At 62.0% G+C, this 22,301-nt stretch carries 21 protein-coding genes; 11 read left to right on the forward strand and 10 right to left on the reverse strand.

Features of this window, described 5'->3' with window-relative positions; all coding sequences use genetic code 11:
- Positions 1–18: 18 nt before the first annotated feature.
- From ftsY to ACEN84_RS07795, 4 genes are all read right to left on the reverse strand, one after another.
- A complete protein-coding gene (ftsY, locus tag ACEN84_RS07780) occupies positions 19–1,647 on the reverse strand; it encodes a signal recognition particle-docking protein FtsY (RefSeq protein ID WP_413710481.1) in 1,629 nt (542 codons plus the stop codon).
- A gap of 16 nt (positions 1,648–1,663) precedes the next feature.
- The gene (gene mtaB / locus ACEN84_RS07785; protein WP_413710482.1) at positions 1,664–2,938 is read right to left on the reverse strand and encodes a tRNA (N(6)-L-threonylcarbamoyladenosine(37)-C(2))-methylthiotransferase MtaB; all 1,275 of its coding nucleotides are present in this window, start codon (positions 2,936–2,938) and stop codon (positions 1,664–1,666) included.
- Entirely contained in the window at positions 2,935–3,840 is a 906-nt protein-coding gene (gene dapF / locus ACEN84_RS07790) for a diaminopimelate epimerase (protein ID WP_413710483.1), read from the reverse strand. Before dapF ends, mtaB begins: the two co-directional genes overlap by 4 nt.
- 73 nt (positions 3,841–3,913) lie before the next feature.
- Positions 3,914–4,921 carry an MBL fold metallo-hydrolase gene (locus ACEN84_RS07795; protein WP_413710484.1) on the reverse strand — a complete coding sequence of 336 codons (1,008 nt, stop codon included), beginning with the start codon at positions 4,919–4,921 and terminating at the stop codon, positions 3,914–3,916.
- Positions 4,922–5,215: 294 nt separating this feature from the next.
- Between ACEN84_RS07795 and ffh the strand changes: the two genes are divergently transcribed.
- From ffh to trmD, 5 genes are all read left to right on the forward strand, one after another.
- Positions 5,216–6,796, forward strand: coding sequence for a signal recognition particle protein (ffh, locus tag ACEN84_RS07800; protein WP_199627911.1), 1,581 nt, complete (start codon positions 5,216–5,218; stop codon positions 6,794–6,796).
- A gap of 16 nt (positions 6,797–6,812) precedes the next feature.
- On the forward strand, positions 6,813–7,121 hold the full coding sequence (locus ACEN84_RS07805; RefSeq protein WP_112718363.1) for a chorismate mutase: 309 nt from the start codon (positions 6,813–6,815) through the stop codon (positions 7,119–7,121).
- Positions 7,122–7,169: 48 nt separating this feature from the next.
- Positions 7,170–7,538 (forward strand): 30S ribosomal protein S16, encoded by a 369-nt coding sequence (gene rpsP / locus ACEN84_RS07810; protein ID WP_112718361.1) that lies wholly within the window; start codon positions 7,170–7,172, stop codon positions 7,536–7,538.
- Between the two features lie 129 nt (positions 7,539–7,667).
- The gene (gene rimM, locus ACEN84_RS07815; RefSeq protein WP_112718359.1) at positions 7,668–8,237 is read left to right on the forward strand and encodes a ribosome maturation factor RimM; all 570 of its coding nucleotides are present in this window, start codon (positions 7,668–7,670) and stop codon (positions 8,235–8,237) included.
- Positions 8,238–8,240: 3 nt separating this feature from the next.
- Positions 8,241–8,921 (forward strand): tRNA (guanosine(37)-N1)-methyltransferase TrmD, encoded by a 681-nt coding sequence (trmD, locus tag ACEN84_RS07820; protein WP_413710485.1) that lies wholly within the window; start codon positions 8,241–8,243, stop codon positions 8,919–8,921.
- Positions 8,922–8,949: 28 nt separating this feature from the next.
- Here trmD and ACEN84_RS07825 read toward each other — a convergent pair whose 3' ends face one another.
- Positions 8,950–10,404 (reverse strand): NCS1 family nucleobase:cation symporter-1, encoded by a 1,455-nt coding sequence (locus ACEN84_RS07825; RefSeq protein WP_413710486.1) that lies wholly within the window; start codon positions 10,402–10,404, stop codon positions 8,950–8,952.
- 335 nt (positions 10,405–10,739) lie between these two features.
- Between ACEN84_RS07825 and rplS the strand changes: the two genes are divergently transcribed.
- The 4 genes from rplS (at position 10,740) to leuC (ending at position 14,709) form a co-directional block, all read left to right on the forward strand.
- Positions 10,740–11,276: a 50S ribosomal protein L19 gene (gene rplS, locus ACEN84_RS07830; protein ID WP_112718353.1), complete on the forward strand. Its 537-nt coding sequence runs from the start codon at positions 10,740–10,742 to the stop codon at positions 11,274–11,276.
- 149 nt (positions 11,277–11,425) lie between these two features.
- A complete protein-coding gene (locus tag ACEN84_RS07835) occupies positions 11,426–12,223 on the forward strand; it encodes a transporter substrate-binding domain-containing protein (RefSeq protein ID WP_413710487.1) in 798 nt (265 codons plus the stop codon).
- Positions 12,224–12,239: 16 nt separating this feature from the next.
- Complete coding sequence (locus tag ACEN84_RS07840; protein ID WP_413710488.1) at positions 12,240–13,058, forward strand: amino acid ABC transporter permease; 819 nt, start codon at positions 12,240–12,242, stop codon at positions 13,056–13,058.
- Between the two features lie 241 nt (positions 13,059–13,299).
- Complete coding sequence (leuC, locus tag ACEN84_RS07845; RefSeq protein WP_112718341.1) at positions 13,300–14,709, forward strand: 3-isopropylmalate dehydratase large subunit; 1,410 nt, start codon at positions 13,300–13,302, stop codon at positions 14,707–14,709.
- A gap of 226 nt (positions 14,710–14,935) precedes the next feature.
- On the opposite strand, the gene ACEN84_RS07850 is transcribed toward leuC, so the two are convergent.
- Positions 14,936–15,766: an aldo/keto reductase gene (locus ACEN84_RS07850; RefSeq protein WP_413710489.1), complete on the reverse strand. Its 831-nt coding sequence runs from the start codon at positions 15,764–15,766 to the stop codon at positions 14,936–14,938.
- 95 nt (positions 15,767–15,861) lie between these two features.
- Positions 15,862–16,410, reverse strand: coding sequence for a L,D-transpeptidase family protein (locus ACEN84_RS07855; RefSeq protein WP_413710490.1), 549 nt, complete (start codon positions 16,408–16,410; stop codon positions 15,862–15,864).
- A 141-nt stretch (positions 16,411–16,551) separates the two neighbouring features.
- On the opposite strand from ACEN84_RS07855, the gene ACEN84_RS07860 reads away from it, so the two are divergent.
- Positions 16,552–17,235 (forward strand): response regulator transcription factor, encoded by a 684-nt coding sequence (locus tag ACEN84_RS07860; RefSeq protein WP_112718335.1) that lies wholly within the window; start codon positions 16,552–16,554, stop codon positions 17,233–17,235.
- A 13-nt stretch (positions 17,236–17,248) separates the two neighbouring features.
- A complete protein-coding gene (locus tag ACEN84_RS07865; protein WP_112718333.1) occupies positions 17,249–17,704 on the forward strand; it encodes a cyclic nucleotide-binding domain-containing protein in 456 nt (151 codons plus the stop codon).
- On the opposite strand, the gene xth is transcribed toward ACEN84_RS07865, so the two are convergent.
- From xth to ACEN84_RS07880, 3 genes are all read right to left on the reverse strand, one after another.
- Entirely contained in the window at positions 17,705–18,508 is an 804-nt protein-coding gene (gene xth / locus ACEN84_RS07870; protein ID WP_413710491.1) for an exodeoxyribonuclease III, read from the reverse strand.
- Positions 18,509–18,628: 120 nt separating this feature from the next.
- Entirely contained in the window at positions 18,629–19,297 is a 669-nt protein-coding gene (locus ACEN84_RS07875; protein WP_130283179.1) for an outer membrane lipoprotein carrier protein LolA, read from the reverse strand.
- Between the two features lie 137 nt (positions 19,298–19,434).
- Positions 19,435–22,107, reverse strand: coding sequence for a DNA translocase FtsK 4TM domain-containing protein (locus ACEN84_RS07880; RefSeq protein WP_413710492.1), 2,673 nt, complete (start codon positions 22,105–22,107; stop codon positions 19,435–19,437).
- Positions 22,108–22,301 lie beyond the last annotated feature (194 nt).

Below are 22,301 nucleotides of genomic sequence, written 5' to 3' on the forward strand. Positions count from 1 at the left end.
GGCGGCTTATCTGTGGCATCATTGACCGATACCGGCAATGGCATGTGCGAAATCCTCAGCCTCGAAAGGCTCCAGATCGTCCACGCCTTCGCCGACACCGATGAAATAGACCGGCAGTTTGTGCTTGGCGGAGATGGCGACGAGAATGCCGCCGCGCGCCGTGCCGTCGAGCTTGGTCATGATCAACCCGTTGACGCCGGCGACGTTGCGGAAGATTTCCACCTGGTTCATGGCGTTCTGGCCGGTCGTCGCATCGAGCGTCTGCAGCACGGTATGGGGCGCGTCAGGATCGAGCTTGCCGAGCACGCGCACGATCTTCTCGAGCTCGGCCATCAGCTCCGCCTTGTTCTGCAGGCGCCCGGCGGTATCGATGATCAGTACATCGCATTTCTTCGCCTTCGCCTGCTCGAAGGCGTCATAGGCGAGACCGGCGGCATCGGCGCCGAGCTTGGTGCCGATGAATTCGGATTTGGTGCGATCGGCCCAGATCTTCAGCTGTTCGATCGCGGCGGCGCGGAATGTATCGCCGGCTGCGACCATCACCTTCAGCCCGGCGCCCGAGAGCTTGGCGGCCAGCTTGCCGATCGTCGTCGTCTTGCCGGTGCCGTTGACGCCGACGACGAGGATGACATGCGGCTTGTGGCTGAGATCGAGCTGCAGCGGCTTGGCGACCGGCTTCAGGACCTTGACGATCTCGGATGCCATGATGCGCGTGACGTCTTCGCCCGTCACATCCTTGCCGTAGCGCTCCGAGGCCAGCGTATCGGTGACCCGCATCGCCGTCTCGACGCCGAGGTCGGCCTGGATCAGCAGGTCTTCCAGATCCTGCAGCGTCTCGTCATCGAGCTTGCGTTTGGTGAAGAGTGCGGTGATCTGGCCGGTCAGCTGCGACGAGGTGCGCGCGAGACCGGCACGGAGACGCTGGAACCAGCTGAGTTTCGGCTGGATGACGGCGGGTTCGGGTTCCGGGGCGGCGGCGCCTGTGGCGAAACCTTTCGGGAGGATGGGTGCTTGTTCGGGTGACGCTTCCTCGACATCTGGCGTCTGCTCTGCCGTTGTTTCTTCGATGTCTGTGGGTGACGTACCCCCCTCTGCCCTGCCGGGCATCTCCCCCACAGAGGGGGAGATCGGCTGAGTGGGGAACTCTTGCTCCACTTCGGCGTCGAGAAGGCTTTCGTCTTCCTTCGAGAGGATTTCTTCCGGGAAAGTTTCAGTCGGCTCTACGCGGCCTTCTTCGCGATCAGGAACAGCATCCTCGACCTGATCTCCCCCCTTGTGGGGGAGATGTCCCGTAGGGACAGAGGGGGGTGTTTCCGCAGGGATCACGCTGGAATCTTCAGCCGGCGCCTCAAGCGCAACCTCAGCCTCAGCTTCCGCCTCCAGCAAAGACAACGGCACCACACCCACATCGCTCATCTGCGCGACATCAGGCAGGATCGCCGGCTCTTCCGCTTCCTCAACCACCTCAGGCTCGACGACGGCGGCAACAGGCCCGCCAGCCGTCTCCACCTCTTCCGGCAGCACCGGATCGGCGACAACCGGCAGCTCTTCCTTCACCGGCTCGATGGCGGGAGCAGCCTCTTGCGGCTTTGCCTCTTCAAGCGGCTTGCCGAAGGTGAAGACCTTTTTGATGAAACTGAGGGCCATGAGAATTCCGTGAAAGTCAGGCGGCCTCTGCGGCCGTCAATTGCATGTCGAGGTGCTTGCCGTTGTGGCCGGTGATTTCGGCCTGCAGCATGGAGCGCGGGCGAAGGCCGGGGGCGGCAACGAGCGTGAAGTTTTCGGTATGCGCCAGGCCGTTGTTTTCGACCAGCAGCCATTGCCGCGTTCCAACCATCCTGTCGAGATGGGACTGATAGAGCGTCTGTCCAGTGGCCCGCAGCCTGGCGGCGCGATCCTTGATCAGCGAGCGGTCGAGCTGCGGCATGCGGGCCGCCGGCGTGCCCGGACGCGGGCTGTAGGGGAAGACATGCAGATGCGCGATACCGGCCTCTTCGGCGAGGCTGACGGCATTGGCAAACATCTCCTCGGTCTCGGTCGGAAAGCCGGCGATCATATCGGCGCCGAGGCTGATTTCAGGCCGCAGCCGGCGCACCTGCGCGACGAAATCGAGCGCATCGGCCCGGCTATGGCGGCGCTTCATGCGCTTCAGGATCATGTCATCGCCATGCTGCAGCGACAGATGCAGATGCGGCATGAAGCGCGGTTCGTCGCCAATCAGGTCGAAAAGATGCTGGTCGGCCTCGATGCTATCGATTGAGGAAAGGCGGAGGCGCCGGATCTCGGGGATCTGCTTCAGCAGCGTCTTGGCAAGCAGCCCGAGCGTCGGCTGGCCCGGCAGATCTGCACCATAGCTGGTGGCATCGACACCTGTCAGCACGATCTCACTGTAACCACCCTCGACCAGATTTCGGGCTTGGTCGACCACGGCGCCCATCGGCACCGAACGCGAATTGCCGCGGCCATAGGGGATGATGCAGAAGGTGCAGCGGTGGTCGCAACCGTTCTGCACCTGGATGAAGGCGCGCACATGACCGTCGATATGCTTGACCATCTGCGGCGCCGTCGCCTTGACGCTCATGATGTCGTTGACGCGCAGTTTCTCTTCGGCGGAGACACCGAAATCGGGAAGTGTGCGATAAGAAGCGCTCTTCAGCTTCTCCTCGTTGCCAAGCACGGCATCGACCTCGGCCATTTCGGCAAAGACTTGGCTTTCGGTCTGCGCCGCACAGCCGGTGACGATGATGCGGGCATGCGGATTTTCCCGGCGCGCGCGGCGGATCGCCTGGCGCGCCTGGCGCACGGCCTCGCCCGTTACGGCGCAGGTATTGACGAGGATGGCATTGTTGAGCCCGGCCTTCTCGGCCTCCGCCCGCATCACTTCGGATTCGTAGGTATTGAGACGGCAGCCGAAGGTAATGACCTCGACGCCGCTCACCGCGCCTCGGCTCCCTGCTCCGCGTCGCGAGACCAGCTGCCGGTCGTCGGATCGACCATGCCGGACCATTCCCATTCGGCAGGCCCGGTCATGATGACGTGATCGTCGCGCTCGCGCCATTCGATCGACAGCGAACCGGCATTCGGGCTACTCGCCACCTTGATCTCGACCTTGCGGCCGGTGCGCCCGGTGCGCGCCGCCGAAACGGCGGTGGCGCAGGCGGCGGAACCGCAGGCAAGCGTCAGGCCGGCGCCGCGCTCCCAGGTGCGCGTGGTGATCGAGGACGGCGACGTGACCTGCGCCAGCGTGATATTGGCGCGTTCCGGAAACATCGGGTGGTTTTCGAGCAGCGGCCCGAAACGACCGAGATCGAAGGACATCACATCCTTGTCGATCCAGAAGATCGCATGCGGATTGCCCATCGACATGGCCGACGGCGAATGCAGCACGGGATTGTCGATCGGCCCGATCTGCAGCTCGATGCGGCTGGTGTCATAGAATTCTTCGGCAAGCGGGATCTTGTCCCAGGCGAAGACCGGCTTACCCATGTCGACGGAGATCGTCCCGTCCTCATGCTCGACGGCATTCAGAATGCCGGCGACCGTCTGGAAGGTGAAGATCTTCTTGCCGGTTTCGGCAGACAGCGCCTGCACGACGCAGCGCGTGCCATTGCCGCAGGCCTGCGCCTTCGAGCCATCGGAATTGAGGATATCGATCCAGGCATCGGTGCCGTCGGCCCTGGGATCATGGATTGCCATGATCTGGTCGAACTGTGTCGCCGGATCGGCATTCAGCGCGATCGCGGCATCGGGCGTCACCTTGTCGCCGCGGCCGCGCATATCGACAACCAGGATCTTGTTGCCAAGCCCGTTCATCTTCGCGAATTCGACCGTTGCGCTCATTGCTGCCACTTCCATTGCTTTCGGGCTGTATATGGCGGAAACGCGGGCGAATTACCAGTGGTTTACCGGCTGCTCACGCAACCGGCACGTCAAACACTTCGCCTGCGCGCAGCGGCCGGAAGCGGCCGGGTTCGATACCGCGGGCCGAAAGCGCCTGCTGCAGTGCGGCAACCGGTGCGTCGATCGCCTCGTTGGTCAGCTGGAAGGTGGCGAAATGGTGCCCGGCGACATGGGCGGCATTGCAGAGCTCCATGCCCGCCACCGCCTCTTCCGGGTTCTGGTGCTGCCCTTTCATGAACCAGCGCGGCTCGTAGGCGCCGAAGGGCAGGATGGCGAGGCGGAAGCCGCCATGCTTCTCCCGCGCCGCCTTGTAATTGATGCCCTCATGAAAGCCGGTATCGCCGACATGATAGATCTTGCCCGCCGGCGTCGAGATGACGAAAGCGGCCCAGAGCGCCATGCGCCGGTCGCGCGTGCCACGGGCCGACCAGTGATGGCAGGGCTCGGCATCGATGGTGACACCATCCCAATAGGAAAGCCGGTCGCCCCAGTCCATGTCCGAGACCTTGGCCTCAGGAATGGCGCGATGAATGATGGTGTCATTGCCAAGCGGCGTGATGAAATGCGGACCATGCTCCTCGAACAGCCTCTTCAGCGTCCTGATATCGAGATGGTCGTAGTGATTGTGCGAGACGAGTACGATATCGATCGGCGGCAGTTCCTCGAAGCGGATGCCGGGCGGCGACACCCGCCGCGGCCCGGCGAAGGAAAAGGGGCTGGCGCGATCCGACCAGACGGGGTCCGTCAGAATATTGAGCCCGGCAACCTGTATCAGCAGGCTCGCATGGCCGACCATCGTCACCCGCAGATCCTCGCCATCGATGCGTTGAGCAGGTTTCGCCGGCGGAAACGGACTGTCGACCGCCTTCGGCCAGCGGAAGCGACCGCCGCCGAACTGCCAGCGCATCAGCTCGCGAAAGCCGAGCGGCTCGATCCCTTCAGGATTGAAAAACTGAACGCCGTCGAAATGGTCTGAAACCGGCCCCTGGTAATAGGGATTGCGCATCTTAGCGTCGGGCATGAGCGAATGGACTCTCGTGGCGGGATGATGCATTTGGGATCGGAAGCGTGGTTTGAGAAGAACCGGAAGCGCTAATTTGGCGGCTTCGGCTTGACTTTCCGGCCGCTTTCCTGTTTACCGCGCCTCAATTCTGCGACGAGCGACATGACTCCGAGCCGCCGACCGGGACCCTGATCCCGGAGGTCCACACCCGACAGCGCGATGCGCCCTCGGGTGCTTTTTGGCTTTGCGTCTTGTTTTCGTCAAGGAAAAGCACAAGGTTTCCGTCATCCCGGAAATCACAAGGAAGAGCCGATGTTTGAAAACCTCCAGGACCGTCTTGGATCCATTCTCAATGGACTGACAGGCCGTGGCGCGCTTTCGGAAGCCGATGTTTCCGCAGCGCTGCGCGAGGTTCGCCGTGCGCTTCTGGAAGCCGACGTCTCGCTGGAAGTCGTTCGTGGCTTCACCGACCGTGTTCGCGAAAAGGCCGTTGGCGCCGAGATCCTGAAGTCGATCAAGCCCGGCCAGATGGTCGTCAAGATCGTCCATGACGAGCTGATCGAGATGCTCGGCGGCGAAGGCGTGGGCGTCGATCTTCATGCCGTAGCGCCCGTCGTCATCATGATGGTCGGTCTGCAGGGCTCCGGTAAGACGACGACTTCGGCAAAGATTGCCAAGCGGCTCACCGACCGCGAGAAGAAAAAGGTGCTGATGGCGTCGCTCGATACGCGCCGTCCGGCCGCCCAGGAACAGTTGCGCCAGCTCGGCGTCCAGACCGGCGTCGATACGCTGCCGGTGATCGCTGGCCAGTCGCCGACCGATATCGCCGCACGCGCCGTTCAGGCTGCGAAGCTCGGTGGCCACGATGTCGTCATTCTCGACACCGCCGGCCGCACGCATATCGACGAGCCCTTGATGGTCGAAATGGCCGACATCAAGAAGAAGTCGAACCCGCATGAAATCCTGCTGGTCGCAGATTCGCTGACCGGTCAGGACGCCGTCAATCTGGCGCGCAATTTCGACGAGCGCGTCGGCATTACCGGCCTCGTTCTGACCCGCATGGACGGCGATGGCCGCGGCGGTGCAGCGCTCTCGATGCGCGCCGTCACCGGCAAGCCGATCAAGCTCATCGGTGTCGGCGAGCGCATGGGCGAGCTGGAGGAATTCCATCCCCGCCGTATCGCCGACCGCATCCTCGGCATGGGCGACATCGTTTCGCTGGTCGAGCGTGCCGCCGAAAACATCGACGCCGAAAAGGCGGCCGCCATGGCCGCCAAGATGGCCAAGGGCAAGTTCGACCTGAACGACCTCGCCGATCAGCTGCGCCAGATGCAGAAGATGGGCGGCATGGGCGGCATCATGAGCATGATGCCCGGCATGGCCGGCATGAAGGACAAGATGGCTTCGGCCGGTCTGAACGACAGCCTGTTCGGCCGCCAGCTGGCGATCATCTCCTCGATGACCAAGGCCGAGCGCGCCAACCCTGATATGCTCAAGCACTCCCGCAAGAAGCGCATCGCGGCCGGCTCCGGCACCGACGCCTCCGACATCAACAAGCTTCTGAAGATGCACCGCCAGATGGCGGACATGATGAAGATGATGGGCGGCAAGGGTAAGGGCGGCCTGATGAAGCAGATGATGGGCGGCCTTGCCGGCAAGATGGGTCTTGGCGGTATGGGCGGAATGGGCGGCATGCCCGATCTCTCGAATATCGACCCCAAGCAGCTGGAAGCGCTCCAGAAGCAGGCCGAAGCTGCGGGTCTTGGAAAGCCGGGCGGGGGCATGCCCGGTCTCGGCGGAATGCCGGGTGGTTTGCCCGGGCTCGGCGGCGCCAAGCTGCCGGGACTCGGCGGTGGTTTCCCGGGCCTTCCCGGTTTGCCGAAGAAGAAGTGAGAGGATCGCCTGCCCCATGATTGATCCAGACGTCAAAGCCCAGCTTTCGGGTTACCGCCAGTCGATCGACAATATCGACGCGGCACTCGTCCATATCCTGGCCGAACGCTTCCGCTGCACCAAAGAGGTCGGCGTGCTCAAGGCCAAGTACCAGCTGCCGCCGGCCGATCCGGCGCGCGAAGAATACCAGATCGAACGCCTTCGCCGTCTGGCGAAGGATGCCAATCTGGATCCGGATTTCGCCGAGAAGTTCCTGAACTTCGTCATCACGGAAGTCATCCGGCATCATGAGCAGATCGCTGCGGACCACGCCGCAGCAAAGTGAACAAACCGCCTCACGAAGCGGTCCAAGAAAGCCTAAGGAGTAAAGAACATGGCACTGAAAATTCGTCTCGCACGCGGTGGTTCCAAGAAGCGCCCGTACTACCACATCGTTCTCGCCGACGCCCGTTCGCCGCGCGATGGCCGCTTCCTCGAGAACCTCGGTTCCTGGAACCCGATGCTGGCCAAGGACAACGACGGCCGCATCAAGCTGAACAACGACCGTATCAAGCATTGGCTTGAACAGGGCGCACAGCCGACCGACCGCGTTCTCCGCTTCCTCAACGAAGCCGGCCTCGCAAAGCGCGACGCCAAGAGCAACCCGGAAAAGGCAAAGCCGGGCAAGAAGGCTCAGGAGCGCGCTGCTGAAAAGGCTCAGAAGGCTGCTGACGCCGCTGAAGCTGCAGCTTCCGCAGAATAATCCCAGAAGGATTTCCTTATGGGACGGGCGGCATGGCGACATGCCGCCCGTTTTCGTTTTCAATCCGGTGCACTTCGTTTATGAGAAGCGTGAACTCGGATCGATGCCGGCATTCGGACGAAGGACACCATGACAAAGCTTGAAAACCCGGTGCTGATGGGCACGATCGGCGGCGCGCAGGGCATCCGCGGCGAAGTCCGCGTCAAGCCCTATACCGCTGATGCGACCGCGCTCGGCGATTACGGCCACCTGCACAGCCTCGATGGCCGCGTCTTCGAGGTCCTCGAACTGCGCGAAATGAAGAACATGGTCGTCGTCCGCTTCCGCGGCGTCAACGACCGCAATGCCGCCGAAGCGCTGAACGGTCTCGAACTCTATATCGAGCGCGACAATCTCCCCGACGACGAGCTCGAGGAAGACGAATTCTTCTATGCCGATCTCGAGGGGCTGGAAGCGCTCGACGACAAGGGCGTCAGCTATGGCACGATCACCGGTGTCTTCGATTTCGGCGCCGGCGATCTTCTGGAGCTCAAGGGTCCGGGCAAGCGCCCCGTGCTGATTCCGTTCTCCGAGGCCTCCGTGCTGGAGATCGATCTTGAGGGCGGCACGATCCGCATCGATCCGATGGCTGCTGGTCTCGTCGACGATCCCGAGGACATCTCCAAGCTCGCCTCCGGCAAGCCGAAGAAAAAGAAGTAAGTCATGGCCTTCCGGGCAACCGTGCTCACCCTCTATCCGGAGATGTTTCCGGGCCATCTCGGCTTCTCGCTGTCAGGCAAAGCGATGGAGCGCGGGCAGTGGTCGCTGGAACCAGTGCAGATCCGTGATTTCACCACCGACAAACATCGCACAGTCGACGATACCCCGGCCGGCGGCGGCGCAGGCATGGTGCTGAAGCCCGATGTTCTCGCACGCGCCATCGATACAGTCTCGGAAAACGACAATCGCCCCCGCCTGCTGATGAGCCCGCGCGGCAAGCCGCTGACGCAGAAGCGCGTTCGCGAACTCGCTGGGGGTGAAGGCGTCATCATCGTCTGCGGCCGCTTCGAAGGTGTCGACCAGCGCGTCATCGATGCGCGTGAGCTGGAAGAGGTCTCGATCGGCGATTACGTGCTATCAGGCGGCGAACCCGCTGCGCTGACCGTCCTGGACGCGATCGTCCGAATCCTGCCCGGCGTCATGGGTAACGATCTCTCCGGCCTGCATGAAAGCTTCGAGGGCGGCCTGCTGGAGCATCCGCATTATACCCGTCCGCAGGAATGGGAAGGCCGGGAAATCCCCGCGGTTCTGACCTCAGGCAATCACGGCGCCATCGAGAAGTGGCGGCATGAACAGGCCGTCGCCCTGACCAGGAAACGACGGCCCGACCTTCTGGACGAGTAGACGCCCGCAGAACCGGGCGCATCATATGTCAGGTGGCGGCGCCGACGGCCGAGCCGCGCGTGCTCATGCGCAGCACGTAATAAACCAGGCCGCCGATGCCGACGCCGAAGAACCAGCCATAGGTTCCCCACCAATCCGGCAGGATCGAGGTGAAGGTCGGCAGGATCGACGAGAACACCATACCGACAATGAAGGCGATGAAGGCGTTCGTGTGCCAGCCGTTCTGGAAGCGGAATTCGCCGTTCTCCTGGTAGAGCGCGGCGACATCAAGCTCGCCCTTCCGGATCAGATAGTAGTCGACCATCATGATCCCGAAGATCGGCCCCATCGTCGAACCGATGAAGTTGACGAAATGCGCCGCACCGGTCTCCCACGGCGCGAACGGATAAAGCACCAGCGCGATCAGAGCCGCGATATAGCCGCCCCGCTTGAAGCTGATCTGCCGCGGGAAGACATTCGAGAAATCGAAGGCCGGCGAGACGAAGTTGGCGACGACGTTGATGCCGAGCGTTGCGACGGCAAAGGTCAGAGCCGCAAGCAGCGCCAGGAACCAGCTGTCGAATTTCGCCGAGATCGCTTCCGGATGCAGCAGCACCTCGCCGTAAACGGTGAAGGCGGCCGTGGTCGTGACACCGGCAACGAGGCAGAAGGCGAGAAGGTTGATCGGCAGCCCCCAGAGATTGCCCTTGCGCAAGGTCTTCGTGTCCTTGGCATAGCGCGAGAAGTCGCAGAAGTTCAGGTAGAGCGCTGCGAAATAGGTGATCCAGGTCGCAGCCACGGCGGCAAGCGCCGGGAAGGAGCCGGGCTCATAGGAAATGCCTGCGTCCTTGGTCTTTTCGATCAGCACGTCGCGCGGGATTTCGCTGCCGAAGGAGAAGGTGCCGGCCTTGGTGACGAGATAGACGGCAAGAATGAGCATCATGATCCAGACGGCAGGGCCTGCCCAATCCTGGAACTTGCGCACGGTTTCCATGCCGCGCTGGATGATCAGCAGCTGCAGCCCCCAGATGATCACGTAGCAGATCACCTCGAGCGTCGAGTGGCCGAGCATATGACTGTTCTGGTGGAAGGCGAGGATGCTGTCGTTGCGGATGAGAAGCGCAACGATGGCGCCGGATGCCGCCGCAGTCTGCGCGCCGTACCAGAAGCAGGCGACGACGGCGCGCACCAGCGCCGGGAGGTTGGCGCCGAACGTGCCGAAGGAGGCGCGCGCGAGAACCGGGAAAGGCACGCCCGTCTTGACGCCGGCATTGCCGACGAGGCTCATGAGGAAGAAGATGACCAGCGAGCAGATGCCGATCGCAATCACGAAGTTGATGAAACTGCCGCAGAGCAGGAACAGACTGGCGGCGAGATAATAACCCCAAAGACTATGGACGTCGGACGTCCAGACATTGAAGATGCTGAAGGCGCCCCACTTCCTCTCCTCTGCAGGCGCCAGGTCCTCGTTATACAACGAAGGCGATGGATTGCTTATCGACATTCATTCCCCTCCAAATTCCCACGGGTCATGATTTGGCCCGAATCAGAATCTGCTCCCAAATTAGGCATTCGACAAATAATTAATCACTGAAGTCGCAGCCATGATCGCGCGGAGAAGCGCAGCGAACCGCCCGGCATTGCGGATTTTCCGGCGGAGAGGGGTGACAAGGTCTGCGTAATAGGGTATGCGCACGCCCGGAATGGGAAAACTCCCATCAGCCAAGCAAAGAAAAACAGACGAATTCGCTCCTGCCTTCACCGGCATATATCTGAGGCTCGACCAAGGATAGATCGTTCAGAGCGCTCTGGCTGTTGAACCAACAATGAGGTTGAGTCATGAACATCATCCAGCAGCTTGAGGCCGAACAGGTCGCCAAGATCGAAGCCCAGCGCACGCTCCCGGAATTCTCCCCGGGCGACACCGTCCGCGTTAACGTCCGCGTCAAGGAAGGCAACCGTACCCGCGTACAGGCCTACGAAGGCGTTTGCATCGCTCGCTCCGGCGGCGGTCTCCAGGAGAACTTCACGGTTCGCAAGATTTCCTACGGCGAAGGCGTCGAGCGCGTATTCCCGGTTTACTCCCCGGCTGTCGAAAGCGTTGAAATCGTTCGCCGCGGTAAGGTCCGTCGCGCCAAGCTTTACTACCTGCGCGATCGTCGCGGTAAGTCGGCTCGTATCGTCGAGAACACCGGTACCCGCGCCCGCAAGCTGAACGAAGCCGAGCGCGCTGCAGTTGCCGAGGAAAAGGCACGCATCGAAGCTGAAAAGATTGCAGCAGCACAGGCTCTCGCCGCCGAAAAGGCAGCAGCAGAAGCCGCTGAAGCAAAGGCAGCCGCAGAAGCAGCAGCCGCCGCTGAGCCGGCAGCAGAATAAGTTCTGCGAAGCAAAATCATTGCATGAAAAGGCGGTCTTCGGGCCGCCTTTTCTGTTTTAAGGCAGCAACTGCAAGTTCACCGCTCTTGCCATCGCCTTCTCTTCTATGACAGTTTTCGCCAGCCACATTTTTCCGGGGACTTTTCAGCATGCTTTTCCGCCGCACCATTCTCGCAGGCCTTGCCGCTCTCACGCTCTCGCCGCTCGCGGCCGTCGCCGACACCCTGCCCGATCTCGGCGGCAAGACGGTCGTCGTGGTCACCGAGAACGCTTATCCGCCGTTGCAGTTCGTCGACCCGAAGTCCGGCAAGCAGATCGGCTGGGAATATGATGCGATGAACGAGATCGCCAAGCGGCTGAACTTCAAGGTCGAGTACCAGAACACCAGCTGGGACGCGATGATCCAGGCCGTCTCCGACAATCAGTACAACATCGGCATGACCGGCATCACCATCAAGGACGACCGCAAGGCGAAGGTCGATTTCTCCGACCCCTATATGCGCTCGCAGCAATTCATGCTGGTTCGCGCCGATGAGAGCCGCTTCACCGACGGCAAGACCTTCGGCGCCTTCAAGGACGGCCTGGTCGGCGCCCAGCCCGGCACCTCGCCCTTCTACACCGCCGTCTACGAAATCCTCGACGGCAACGAACAGAACCCGCGCATCAAGCTCTTCGAAACCTTCGGCGCCACCGTCCAGGCCCTGAAGACCGGCGACGTCGACACCGTCCTGACCGATGGCGTTGCTGCAAAGGGCTATGTCGATGCCTCGAACGACACGCTGAAGGTCATCGGTGGCCCGCTCGGCACGGAGGATTTCGGCTTCATCTTCCCGAAGGGTTCCGATCTCGTTGCGCCCGTCAATGCGGCAATTGCCAGCCTGAAGGCCGACGGCACGCTCGACGCCCTGAACAAGAAGTGGTTCCTCGACTACAAGATGGGTCAGTAATTCCGGATCATCGCAGATGGCGCCACATCCATCCCCGCGATCCGAGAAGGGCGACTATCCCTGGTGGCTGGTCGCCCTTGCCATTATCGGCATCATTCTCGCCATCGTCATCGTCACCAACGGCATCTATGCGCAGGTCTTCCAGACCGTCGTCAACGGCGTGTGGGTGACGGTCTTCGTTACCGTCGTCGCCTTCGCGCTGGCGACGGCGCTCGGCCTCGGCATCGCCCTCCTCGGGCTGTCGGACAGCGTCGTCCTCAGGCAGATCTCGCGCTTTTATATCGAGGTCATCCGCGGCATCCCGATGCTGGTGCTGCTCTTCTACGTCGCCTTCGTCGGCGCGCCTGGGATCGTTGCCGCCTATAATTTCCTGATCACGCCGCTCATCAAAGCCGGTGCCGCCGAGCCTATTCTCGTGCGTGACCTGTCGCTGATGTGGCGGGCGATCATTGCGCTGATGATCGGCTATTCGTCCTTCATCGCCGAGGTCTTCAGGGCAGGCATCCAGTCGGTCGATCACGGCCAGATCGAGGCCGCCAAGGCGCTCGGCCTGTCGCGCTACCACCGCTTCCGGCTGGTCGTCTTTCCGCAGGCAATCAAGGTGATCTTCCCGCCGCTCTCCAACGATTTCGTCTCTATGGTGAAGGACAGTTCGCTGGTTTCTGTGCTCGGCGTCTCCGACATCACGCAGATGGGCAAGGTCTATGCGTCAGGCTCCTTCCGCTTCTTCGAGACCTATTCGATCGTCACCTACATCTACCTGATCCTGACGATAGGCCTGTCTCTGGCGCTGCGGCGGGTGGAGATGCGCATGCGCCGGACAAGAGGCCGCTAGGCCACCTCACGATTCGAATTGCCGACACGCGGAAAAATCGCTATATCCAGCGCCATGGAAAGCAAGTTCAAGTGCATTGGCGCGCATATCTTCGTGCTGCAGGACCATTACCGCCTGCCCGCACGCTTCTTTGCGTCCGTTTCCGGTGCGCTCAACAGCCGACTTCGCTGATCGACGCCGGCCGGCGGGCCTTGCCGCCATTTCCCTTTTTCCATTGCATCCAAACACGGATTGAACTGCCATGAGCGCACCGCGTACTCTTTACGACAAGATCTGGGACGATCACCTGGTTGACGAACAGGCTGACGGCACCTGTCTTCTCTACATCGACCGCCACCTGGTCCACGAAGTCACCTCGCCGCAGGCTTTCGAAGGCCTGCGCATGACGAACCGCAAGGTTCGCGCGCCGGAGAAGACTCTGGCGGTGGTCGACCACAACGTTCCGACCTCGCCGGATCGCCACCTCGGCATCAAGAACGAGGAAAGCCGCATCCAGGTCGAGCAGCTCGCCATCAACGCTGCCGAATTCGGCGTCGAATATTACTCCGAGAACGACAAGCGTCAGGGCATCGTCCACATCATCGGACCGGAACAGGGCTTCACCCTGCCGGGCATGACGATCGTCTGCGGCGACAGCCATACCTCGACGCACGGCGCCTTCGGCTCGCTCGCCCATGGTATCGGCACGTCTGAAGTCGAGCACGTTCTCGCCACCCAGACGCTGATCCAGAAGAAGGCGAAGAACATGCTGGTGCAGGTCGATGGCCAGCTGCCGGCAGGCGTCACCGCCAAGGACATCGTTCTCGCCATCATCGGCGAAATCGGCACCGCAGGCGGTACCGGCTACGTCATCGAATATGCCGGCGAAGCGATCCGCGCGTTGTCGATGGAAGGCCGCATGACGATCTGCAACATGTCGATCGAAGGCGGCGCCCGCGCCGGCCTGATCGCGCCTGACGAGATCACCTTCGAATATCTGAAGGACAAGCCGCGCGCGCCGAAGGGCGAAGCGCTGGAACAGGCGATCGCCTACTGGAAGACGCTGAAGACCGACGAAGGCGCGCATTACGACCGCATCGTCAAGCTCAACGCCGCCGAACTGCCGCCGATCGTTTCCTGGGGCTCCTCGCCCGAGGACGTCATCTCGGTTCAGGGTATCGTTCCGAACCCTGATGATATCCAGGACGAGACCAAGCGTACCTCCAAGTGGCGCGCGCTCGACTATATGGGCCTGAAGCCCGGTACGCCGATCACCGATATCAGCATCGATCGCGTCTTCATCGGCTCCTGCACCAACGGCCGCATCGAAGACCTGCGTGAAGTCGCCAAGGTCGTCGAAGGCAAGACCGTTGCTTCCACCGTCAACGCCATGATCGTTCCGGGCTCCGGCCTCGTGAAGGAACAGGCCGAGAAGGAAGGCCTGGACAAGATCTTCAAGGCTGCCGGCTTCGACTGGCGCGAGCCGGGCTGCTCGATGTGCCTCGCGATGAACGACGACCGCCTGAAGCCGGGCGAGCGTTGCGCCTCGACCTCGAACCGCAACTTTGAGGGCCGCCAGGGCTTCAAGGGCCGCACGCACCTCGTGTCGCCTGCGATGGCCGCCGCTGCGGCGATTGCCGGCCACTTCGTCGACATTCGCGAATGGAACTGAGCCTTTAGGTTCAAGAGATGAAAAGGGCGGCTTGAGCCGCCCTTTTTCGTTTGCGAAGACCCCGCCCCAAACCCCTCCCCACAAGGGGGAGGGGCTTATCTTGTTGCGCCGCCGCGACCCAACCTGACCATCAAATAGGGAGCCGGTGCGCAAACCTTGCGGCTCGCCGCAGCGAGCCCCTCCCCCTTGTGGGGAGGGGTTGGGGAGGGGTCTTGACCGCGGGATATTAGAACGTAGCCGTATAAGGATCCGGCCCCATCCGCGCGCCCTTGTCGTCGAGCTTGGCAATCGCAGCCATATCGTCCGCATCCAGCTTGAAATCGAAAACCTTGAAGTTTTCTTCGATGCGCGACGGCGTCACCGACTTCGGGATGACCACCAGGCCGGTATCGATATGCCAGCGGATGATCACCTGCGCCGGCGTCTTGCCATGCTTCTTAGCGATGGTGCCGATCACCGGGTTGGCGATGAACTTACCCTGGCCAAGCGGGCTCCAGGATTCGGTGACGATGTTGAGCTTCTTGTGAGCCTCCTGCGCCGCCTTCTGCTGGAAGTCGGGATGCAGTTCGATCTGGTTGATCACCGGCACGACGCCGGTATCACCGATGATGTGCTCGAGATGATCGGGATAGAAGTTCGACACGCCGATCGAGCGCGCCCGGCCCTCTTCCTTGATCTTGACGAAAGCCTTCCAGGTCTCGCGGTAGAGGCCGCGATGCGGCGAGGGCCAGTGCACGAGGTAGAGATCGACATAATCCATGCCGAGCTTCTTCAGGCTGCCGTCGAAGGCGCGCAGCGTATTGTCGTAGCCCTGATCGGTGTTGCGCAGCTTGGTGGTGATGAACACGTCCTTGCGGTCGAGACCGGAAGAACGGAAGCCTTCGCCGACACCTTGCTCGTTGTCGTAGCCGGATGCCGTATCGATGTGGCGGTAGCCGGCTTCCAGCGCCTTCAGCACTGTCGGCGCGGCGATATCCTGCGGCGTCTGCCAGACGCCGAGGCCGACCTGCGGGATGGAATGTCCGTCATGGAAAGTAATAATGGGTTGATTGGCCACAATATGTCTCCGTCAGTTTGAAAGCCGGCGCGCCGGGCAGCGCGACGTCGAAAAGCCATATAGGACGGCGGCGAAGAATTATCACCCCTTGAGATTCAGAGAACCCGGACGACCGTCCCCTTGCGCATGTGGGGAAGCATCCGGCGCATGTCCTGCGGTTTGACGGCGACACAGCCATCCGTCGGCTGATAGCCCGGGCGGATCAGGTGGAAGAAGATCGCCGAGCCGCGATGGCGCGCCCGCGACGAGACGTTCCAGTCCATGACGAGGCAGACGTCGTAGAGGCCGTCCTTGCGCTTCAGCTCCTCGTGGCTCGGCTTGAAGGGTGCCTTGACCAGCCGGTTATAATTGGCGTTCTCGGCCTGATCGCACCAGAGCATCCCGGCGCGGATCCGCGAAAGAGCAAGCGGCGTTGTGAGCCGCTGCGGGCGCTCGCCGCGCCGGAAGCCGTAAAGCAGCTTCATCGCCGCGACGGGTGTTGCCCCGTCGCCCTCACGCTTCAGGATGCTGCGCCCGGTCCGGCCGATCGCCGCAGGCACGACCATAGGCCCGCATTGCACCAGCGCCCGGCTTTTTTTCCCCGGTTGAGGCCTTACAAGGATGGTGGAGATGCGCTTCGGCGCTCTCTGCCTTGTTTTTTCCATTATTCTCACATGTTTTTGTTTTGCTTGGATGTTCGATGAAATCATATCGATCCGAGCCCCGCAACCGCGCGTCTTGTGCTCTTTGCCAATCGTCGAATTTGGCGTAGGACTTGTAAGACGGAACCTGAGGAACAGACCCGCATGACCGCACGCACCATTCTACTGGTGGATGACGATGACGACCTCCGCGAAACCCTGACGGAGCAGCTGTCGCTCTATGAGGAGTTCACGGTTCTCCAGGAATCGACCGCCGGCAAGGGTGTGCAGGCGGCGCGCAGCGCGCCTGTGGACCTCCTGATCATGGACGTGGGCCTGCCCGACATGGATGGCCGCGAGGCCGTCAAGCTGCTCCGCAAGGGCGGCTTCAAGGCGCCGATCATCATGCTGACCGGTCACGATACGGATTCCGATACGATCCTCGGCCTTGAGGCCGGCGCCAACGACTATGTCACCAAGCCCTTCCGCTTCGCCGTCCTGCTCGCCCGCATCCGCGTGCAGCTGCGTCAGCACGAGCAGAGCGAAGACGCGACCTTCACGGTCGGCCCCTACCTCTTCAAGCCGAGCCAGAAGCTGCTGACCGCCGAAAACGGCCAGAAAATCCGCCTGACCGAAAAGGAAGCGGCGATCATCCGCTATCTCTACCGCGCCGAACAGAAGGTCGTGACCCGCGACGTGCTGCTCGAAGAGGTCTGGGGCTACAATTCCGGCGTGACGACGCATACACTTGAAACTCACGTCTACCGCCTGCGCCAAAAGATCGAGCGCGACCCCTCCAACGCCGAAATCCTCGTCACCGAGAACGGCGGCTACAAGATCATACCGTGAGGCAGATGCGCAGATGGCGCTGACCGACGACATCCACACGCTCTCGCAGCTACCCTTGTTCAACGGCATGTCCGACGATCAGCTTCGGCTGATCGCCTTCGGCGCCGACCGCCGCATCATCTCCACCGGCCAGATGCTGTTCCGAGAGGGGTCGCCGGCGGAAAGCGCCTATGTCGTGACCAGCGGCGCGCTGGAGCTGACGGTGATGGACAAGGATGGACATCACCGCGTCCAGCATGTCGCCGGACCGGGCACGCTCTTGTCGGAGCTCGCACTGGTGACGCTCGTCGAGCGCAAGTACACGGCGGTCGCCCGCGAGGACACCGGCATCATCCGCATCACCCGCGCACTCTTCCATCGCCTCATCGAGGAATATCCGGAAGCCGCAAAGCTGATCGAAAACCGCATCCGCGACAACATCGCCGCGCTCGCCGCCCGGGCGACGGCGCAGCTGCATCGCTTCTCCTGATCAGAGATTGAAGTACGCCGTGACGGGCACGTGGTCCGACGGCTTCTCCCAGCCGCGCGCTTCCTTGAGGATATCGACGCGCTGAAGCAGCGGGCCGAGATCGGAGGACGACCAGATATGGTCGAGGCGGCGACCCTTGTCGGCCGCCTCCCAATCCTTGGCGCGGTAGCTCCACCACGTGTAGAGCTTCTCGTTGGCCGGCACGTGCTGGCGCATGAGGTCGAGCCAGGCGCCGCGCTTGATGACCTCAAGCAACCCTTCGGTTTCGACAGGCGTATGGCTGACGATCTTCAGGAGCTGCTTGTGCGACCAGACATCGTGCTCCAGCGGCGCGATGTTGAGATCGCCGACGAGGATGGCCGAAGTATTCACCTCGGCTTCCGCCTTCAGGAGCTTCATCTCCTCGATGAAGTTCAGCTTGTGCTCGAATTTCGGATTGATCGCCGGATCCGGCTCGTCGCCGCCTGCCGGAACGTAGAAGTTATGCAGGCGCACACGGCGGCCGCTGCGCTCGAAGATCGCCGAGATATGGCGGGCATGGCCGACGCTGCCATAATCGAAACTATGATCCTCGGTGAGCGGAATGCGCGAGGCGATCGCCACCCCATGATAGCCCTTCTGCCCATGGATGATGATGTGCTCGTAGCCCATCGCCCGCAGTGGCGCGAGCGGGAAGAGCTCGTTCGGAACCTTGGTTTCCTGCAGGCAGAGAATATCCGGCTGATGCTTCATCAGAAACTTCTCGACGATCGGCATGCGCAGCCGCACGGAATTGATGTTCCAGGTCGTGATCGAGAAGCTCATGCCAATGCCTTTCATCAGGGGTCGCAGAGGCTTTAGAGCAAAGCGGCGCCAGAGGAAACGGGCCGCAAACAAAAACGCCCGGACGAAGCCGGGCGTTTCCAGAAACCGCGGAAGGCGGGATCAGTCGCGATAGGCGGCAGTGCCCGGGATGCTCTCGTAGGGCACTTTGAAGACCTTGTCGTCGAACTGCACGCCGGTCTTGACGTTGAACACCATGACGGAGGTGTCCTTGCCCTGATTGTCGGTGATCGTCCACTGACGCAGATCGTAGGTCTTCGGATCGAACATCATGGTGATCGTCGAATTGCCGAACACCGTGTTGTTGCCGAGCGCGATCGTCGTCAGGTCGGACTCTTCCTTGACGCTCTTTACCGAGCCGTCGCTCAGATTGATCTTCTGTGCCAGCAGCAGGCTGAGCGGCGTCTTCGACAGCGGATAGAGGTTCCAGGTCTTGAGCTTCAGATTGCCCACGGCAACGTTCTTTCCATCCGCGATCACGCGGATCGGCGATGGGTCGTCGTAGTTGAAGCGCAGCTTGCCGGGGCGCTGGATGAAGAACTTGCCGCCGGTCTGTTCACCGCGCGGTCCGAACTGCACGAACTCACCCTGCATGGTGCCGACGCTCGAGAAGTGGTCGGCAATCGCCTGAGCCGTCGCCGAACCTCCGGCAGCAGCCTGAGCGAAGACATTGACCGGCAGGGCCGCAGACGCAGCCACCAGCGCCATCGCGCCCAGCATATGGCGGCGCGTCAGCGAAAAGCCTTCGAGGAAGGAATCGGAGTTGTTCATCTAAGTCTCCTTTATGCGACCTGCTTGCTGCCGAAAGGCGGCGTCTTCATGGCGCAGAAGCATGGCTGACGCAGGTAACGTTTTCGAGGCGATCAGGTTTCCGTGAAGTTGTTGCCTCGAAAGATTTTTTTCGGCCTCTAGCGATCGAGTATATCACCTTCGGTCGGAACGAGAATCTCGCGTTTACCGGCATGGTTCGCCGGACCGACGACCCCTTCCTTCTCCATACGCTCGATCAGCGATGCGGCACGGTTATAGCCGATGCCGAGACGGCGCTGGATATAAGAGGTCGAGGCCTTGCCGTCACGAAGCACGACGGCCACCGCCTGATCATAGGGATCGTCGGAATCGGCAAGATTGGAGGTGCCGGCCGGGCCGCCGCCGTAGTCGTCGTCTTCATCGTCGTCAGCAGTAATCGCGTCGAGATATTGCGGCGCGCCCTGGGTCTTCAGGAAGGAGACGATCTCTTCGACTTCCATATCGGCAACGAACGGACCATGGACGCGCTGGATACGGCCACCACCGGCCATGTAGAGCATGTCGCCCATACCGAGCAGCTGCTCGGCGCCCTGTTCGCCAAGGATCGTGCGGCTGTCGATCTTCGAGGTGACCTGGAACGAGATGCGGGTCGGGAAGTTTGCCTTGATCGTACCGGTGATGACGTCTACCGACGGACGCTGCGTTGCCATGATGACGTGGATACCTGCGGCACGCGCCATCTGCGCCAGACGCTGAACGGCGCCTTCGATATCCTTGCCGGCAACCATCATCAGGTCGGCCATTTCGTCGATGATGACGACGATATAGGGCATCGGCTGCAGATCGAATTCTTCCGTCTCGTACATCGCCTCGCCGGTGTGGCGGTCGAAACCGGTCTGGACGGTGCGCGAAATCTGCTCGCCCTTGGCAAGCGCCTGCTCGACGCGGGCGTTGAAGCCGTCGATGTTGCGTACGCCGATCTTCGACATCTTCTTGTAGCGCTCTTCCATCTCGCGGACGGTCCACTTGAGCGCCACGACGGCCTTCTTCGGATCGGTCACAACAGGCGAGAGCAGATGCGGAATGCCGTCGTAGACGGAGAGTTCGAGCATCTTCGGATCGATCATGATCAGGCGGCACTGCTCCGGAGTCATCCGATAGAGCAGCGACAGGATCATCGTGTTGATGGCGACCGACTTACCCGAACCGGTGGTACCGGCAACGAGCAGATGCGGCATCTTCGCGAGGTCGGCGATGACGGCTTCGCCGCCGATCGTCTTGCCGAGCGCCATGGCGAGCTTCGCCTTGGACCCCTCGAAGTCGCGCGATGCGATGAGTTCGCGCAGGTAGACGGTTTCGCGGGTCGAGTTCGGCAGTTCGATACCGATCGCGTTGCGGCCTGGAACGACGGCGACGCGGGCGGCGATCGCGCTCATCGAGCGGGCGATATCATCCGCAAGACCGATGACGCGCGACGACTTGATGCCGGGAGCCGGCTCCAGCTCGTATAGCGTGACGACCGGGCCGGGGCGGACATGGATGATCTCGCCCTTGACACCGAAATCTTCGAGAACGCCTTCCAGCATGCGGGCATTCTGCTCCAGCGCGTCGGCCGAGAGCGAGGAATCGCGCACGACATTCTTCGGCTCCGCCAGAAGATGCATGGGCGGCAGCTGGAAGCCTTCGGGGCGAATGAAGCTGCCCTGCGATTCACGATCGACGCGGGCACCGGGCTTGGGACGAGATGCCGCGGGAATGACCCGCGGTTCCGGCTTGCCGCCGTTGGAGCGCGCCGGAGCGCGCATCATCCAGGCGTCTTCATCGTCATCAGGCAGGATGTCGGCAGGACGCGGCGGCATGTCCGTATCGAACGGCGCGTCATCATCGTCATCGTTGAGCGAGATCGACGGGGCGGAAACGACGCGGCGCTGCGAGCCCGCACCCATCTCCATCGACGGGTCCATGCGCTCGCCGCGGCCGGCGGGCGCCTTGGCGCGAACCGGTTCGTTGAGCTTGCCGAACTCGTCGTCGTTGAAATCGTAAGGCGATTCGAAATCGCTCTGGCGGCGCTTGCGCGGACCCATGCCGAAGATGCGGCGCATGCGCGCCTGGCTCATGTACCAGGCATGCGTCAGCGCGCCGAAGGCAAGCCAGCCACCCTCGTCTTCGCCATCGTCCTCATCGGCTTCGCCGACCGAGCGCGCCTTCGAAGGGGTGGCGGCAGCGTAGTCTTCGGCGAAATCCTCGTCCTCTTCGGTACGGCCGACGAGACCGGCAGCAAACAGCATCATCCAGACGGTCGGAATGGCGAAGACGCAGCCGACAGCAGTTGCGAAGGTGCCGGTCGGGTAGGCGCCGACGAAGAGGGCCGGAAAGCGCAGGATCATGTCGCCGACGACACCGCCGATACCGTTCGGGATCGGCCAGGTGAGCGGCGGCGGGAAGCAGCCGACAACGGCCGAGGACAGCACCGAGCCGAGGGCCCATGCGCCACCACGGGCCGGAATGCGGCTGATATGGCGGCCGGAGATCAGGGAGAGCGCCCAGGCGACGACCGGCAGCAGGGCGATGACGCTGGCGAGGCCGAAGAACTGCATGGCGATATCGGCGAAAGCGGCGCCGCTATAGCCGAGTATGTTGGTGGGGGCATTGCCGGTGGCATAGGAATAGCTCGGATCGGCAACATTCCAGGTTGCCAGCGCTGCAACGGCAAGCGCCAGCATCAGGAAGATCGCAAAGCCCAGAAGAGCCTGCGCCTGCCTGAAAAGGAACCCCGAAAGGGAGAAACGGTCCGGCCGGCTATCGATCGCCGGCGACGTGCTTCTTGCCATGTAACCTACCCGTCCATTTGCTGCGGCGCGAATCGCCCTCGCGCCATCCACGCAGAATGCGTCCGCTCCACCTAATCAGAGGACGGTTAAAGCGATGTTAACCATGACAGGCAGGATTAGCAGCTTCAAAATAAAAGGGCCCGAACCTTGGAAGGTCCGGGCCAAAATGCGGTCTAGGCGTTTCGCTAGGCCGC

It is taken from the genome of Rhizobium sp. Rhizsp82, assembly GCF_047325115.1.
Lineage (GTDB): Bacteria > Pseudomonadota > Alphaproteobacteria > Rhizobiales > Rhizobiaceae > Rhizobium.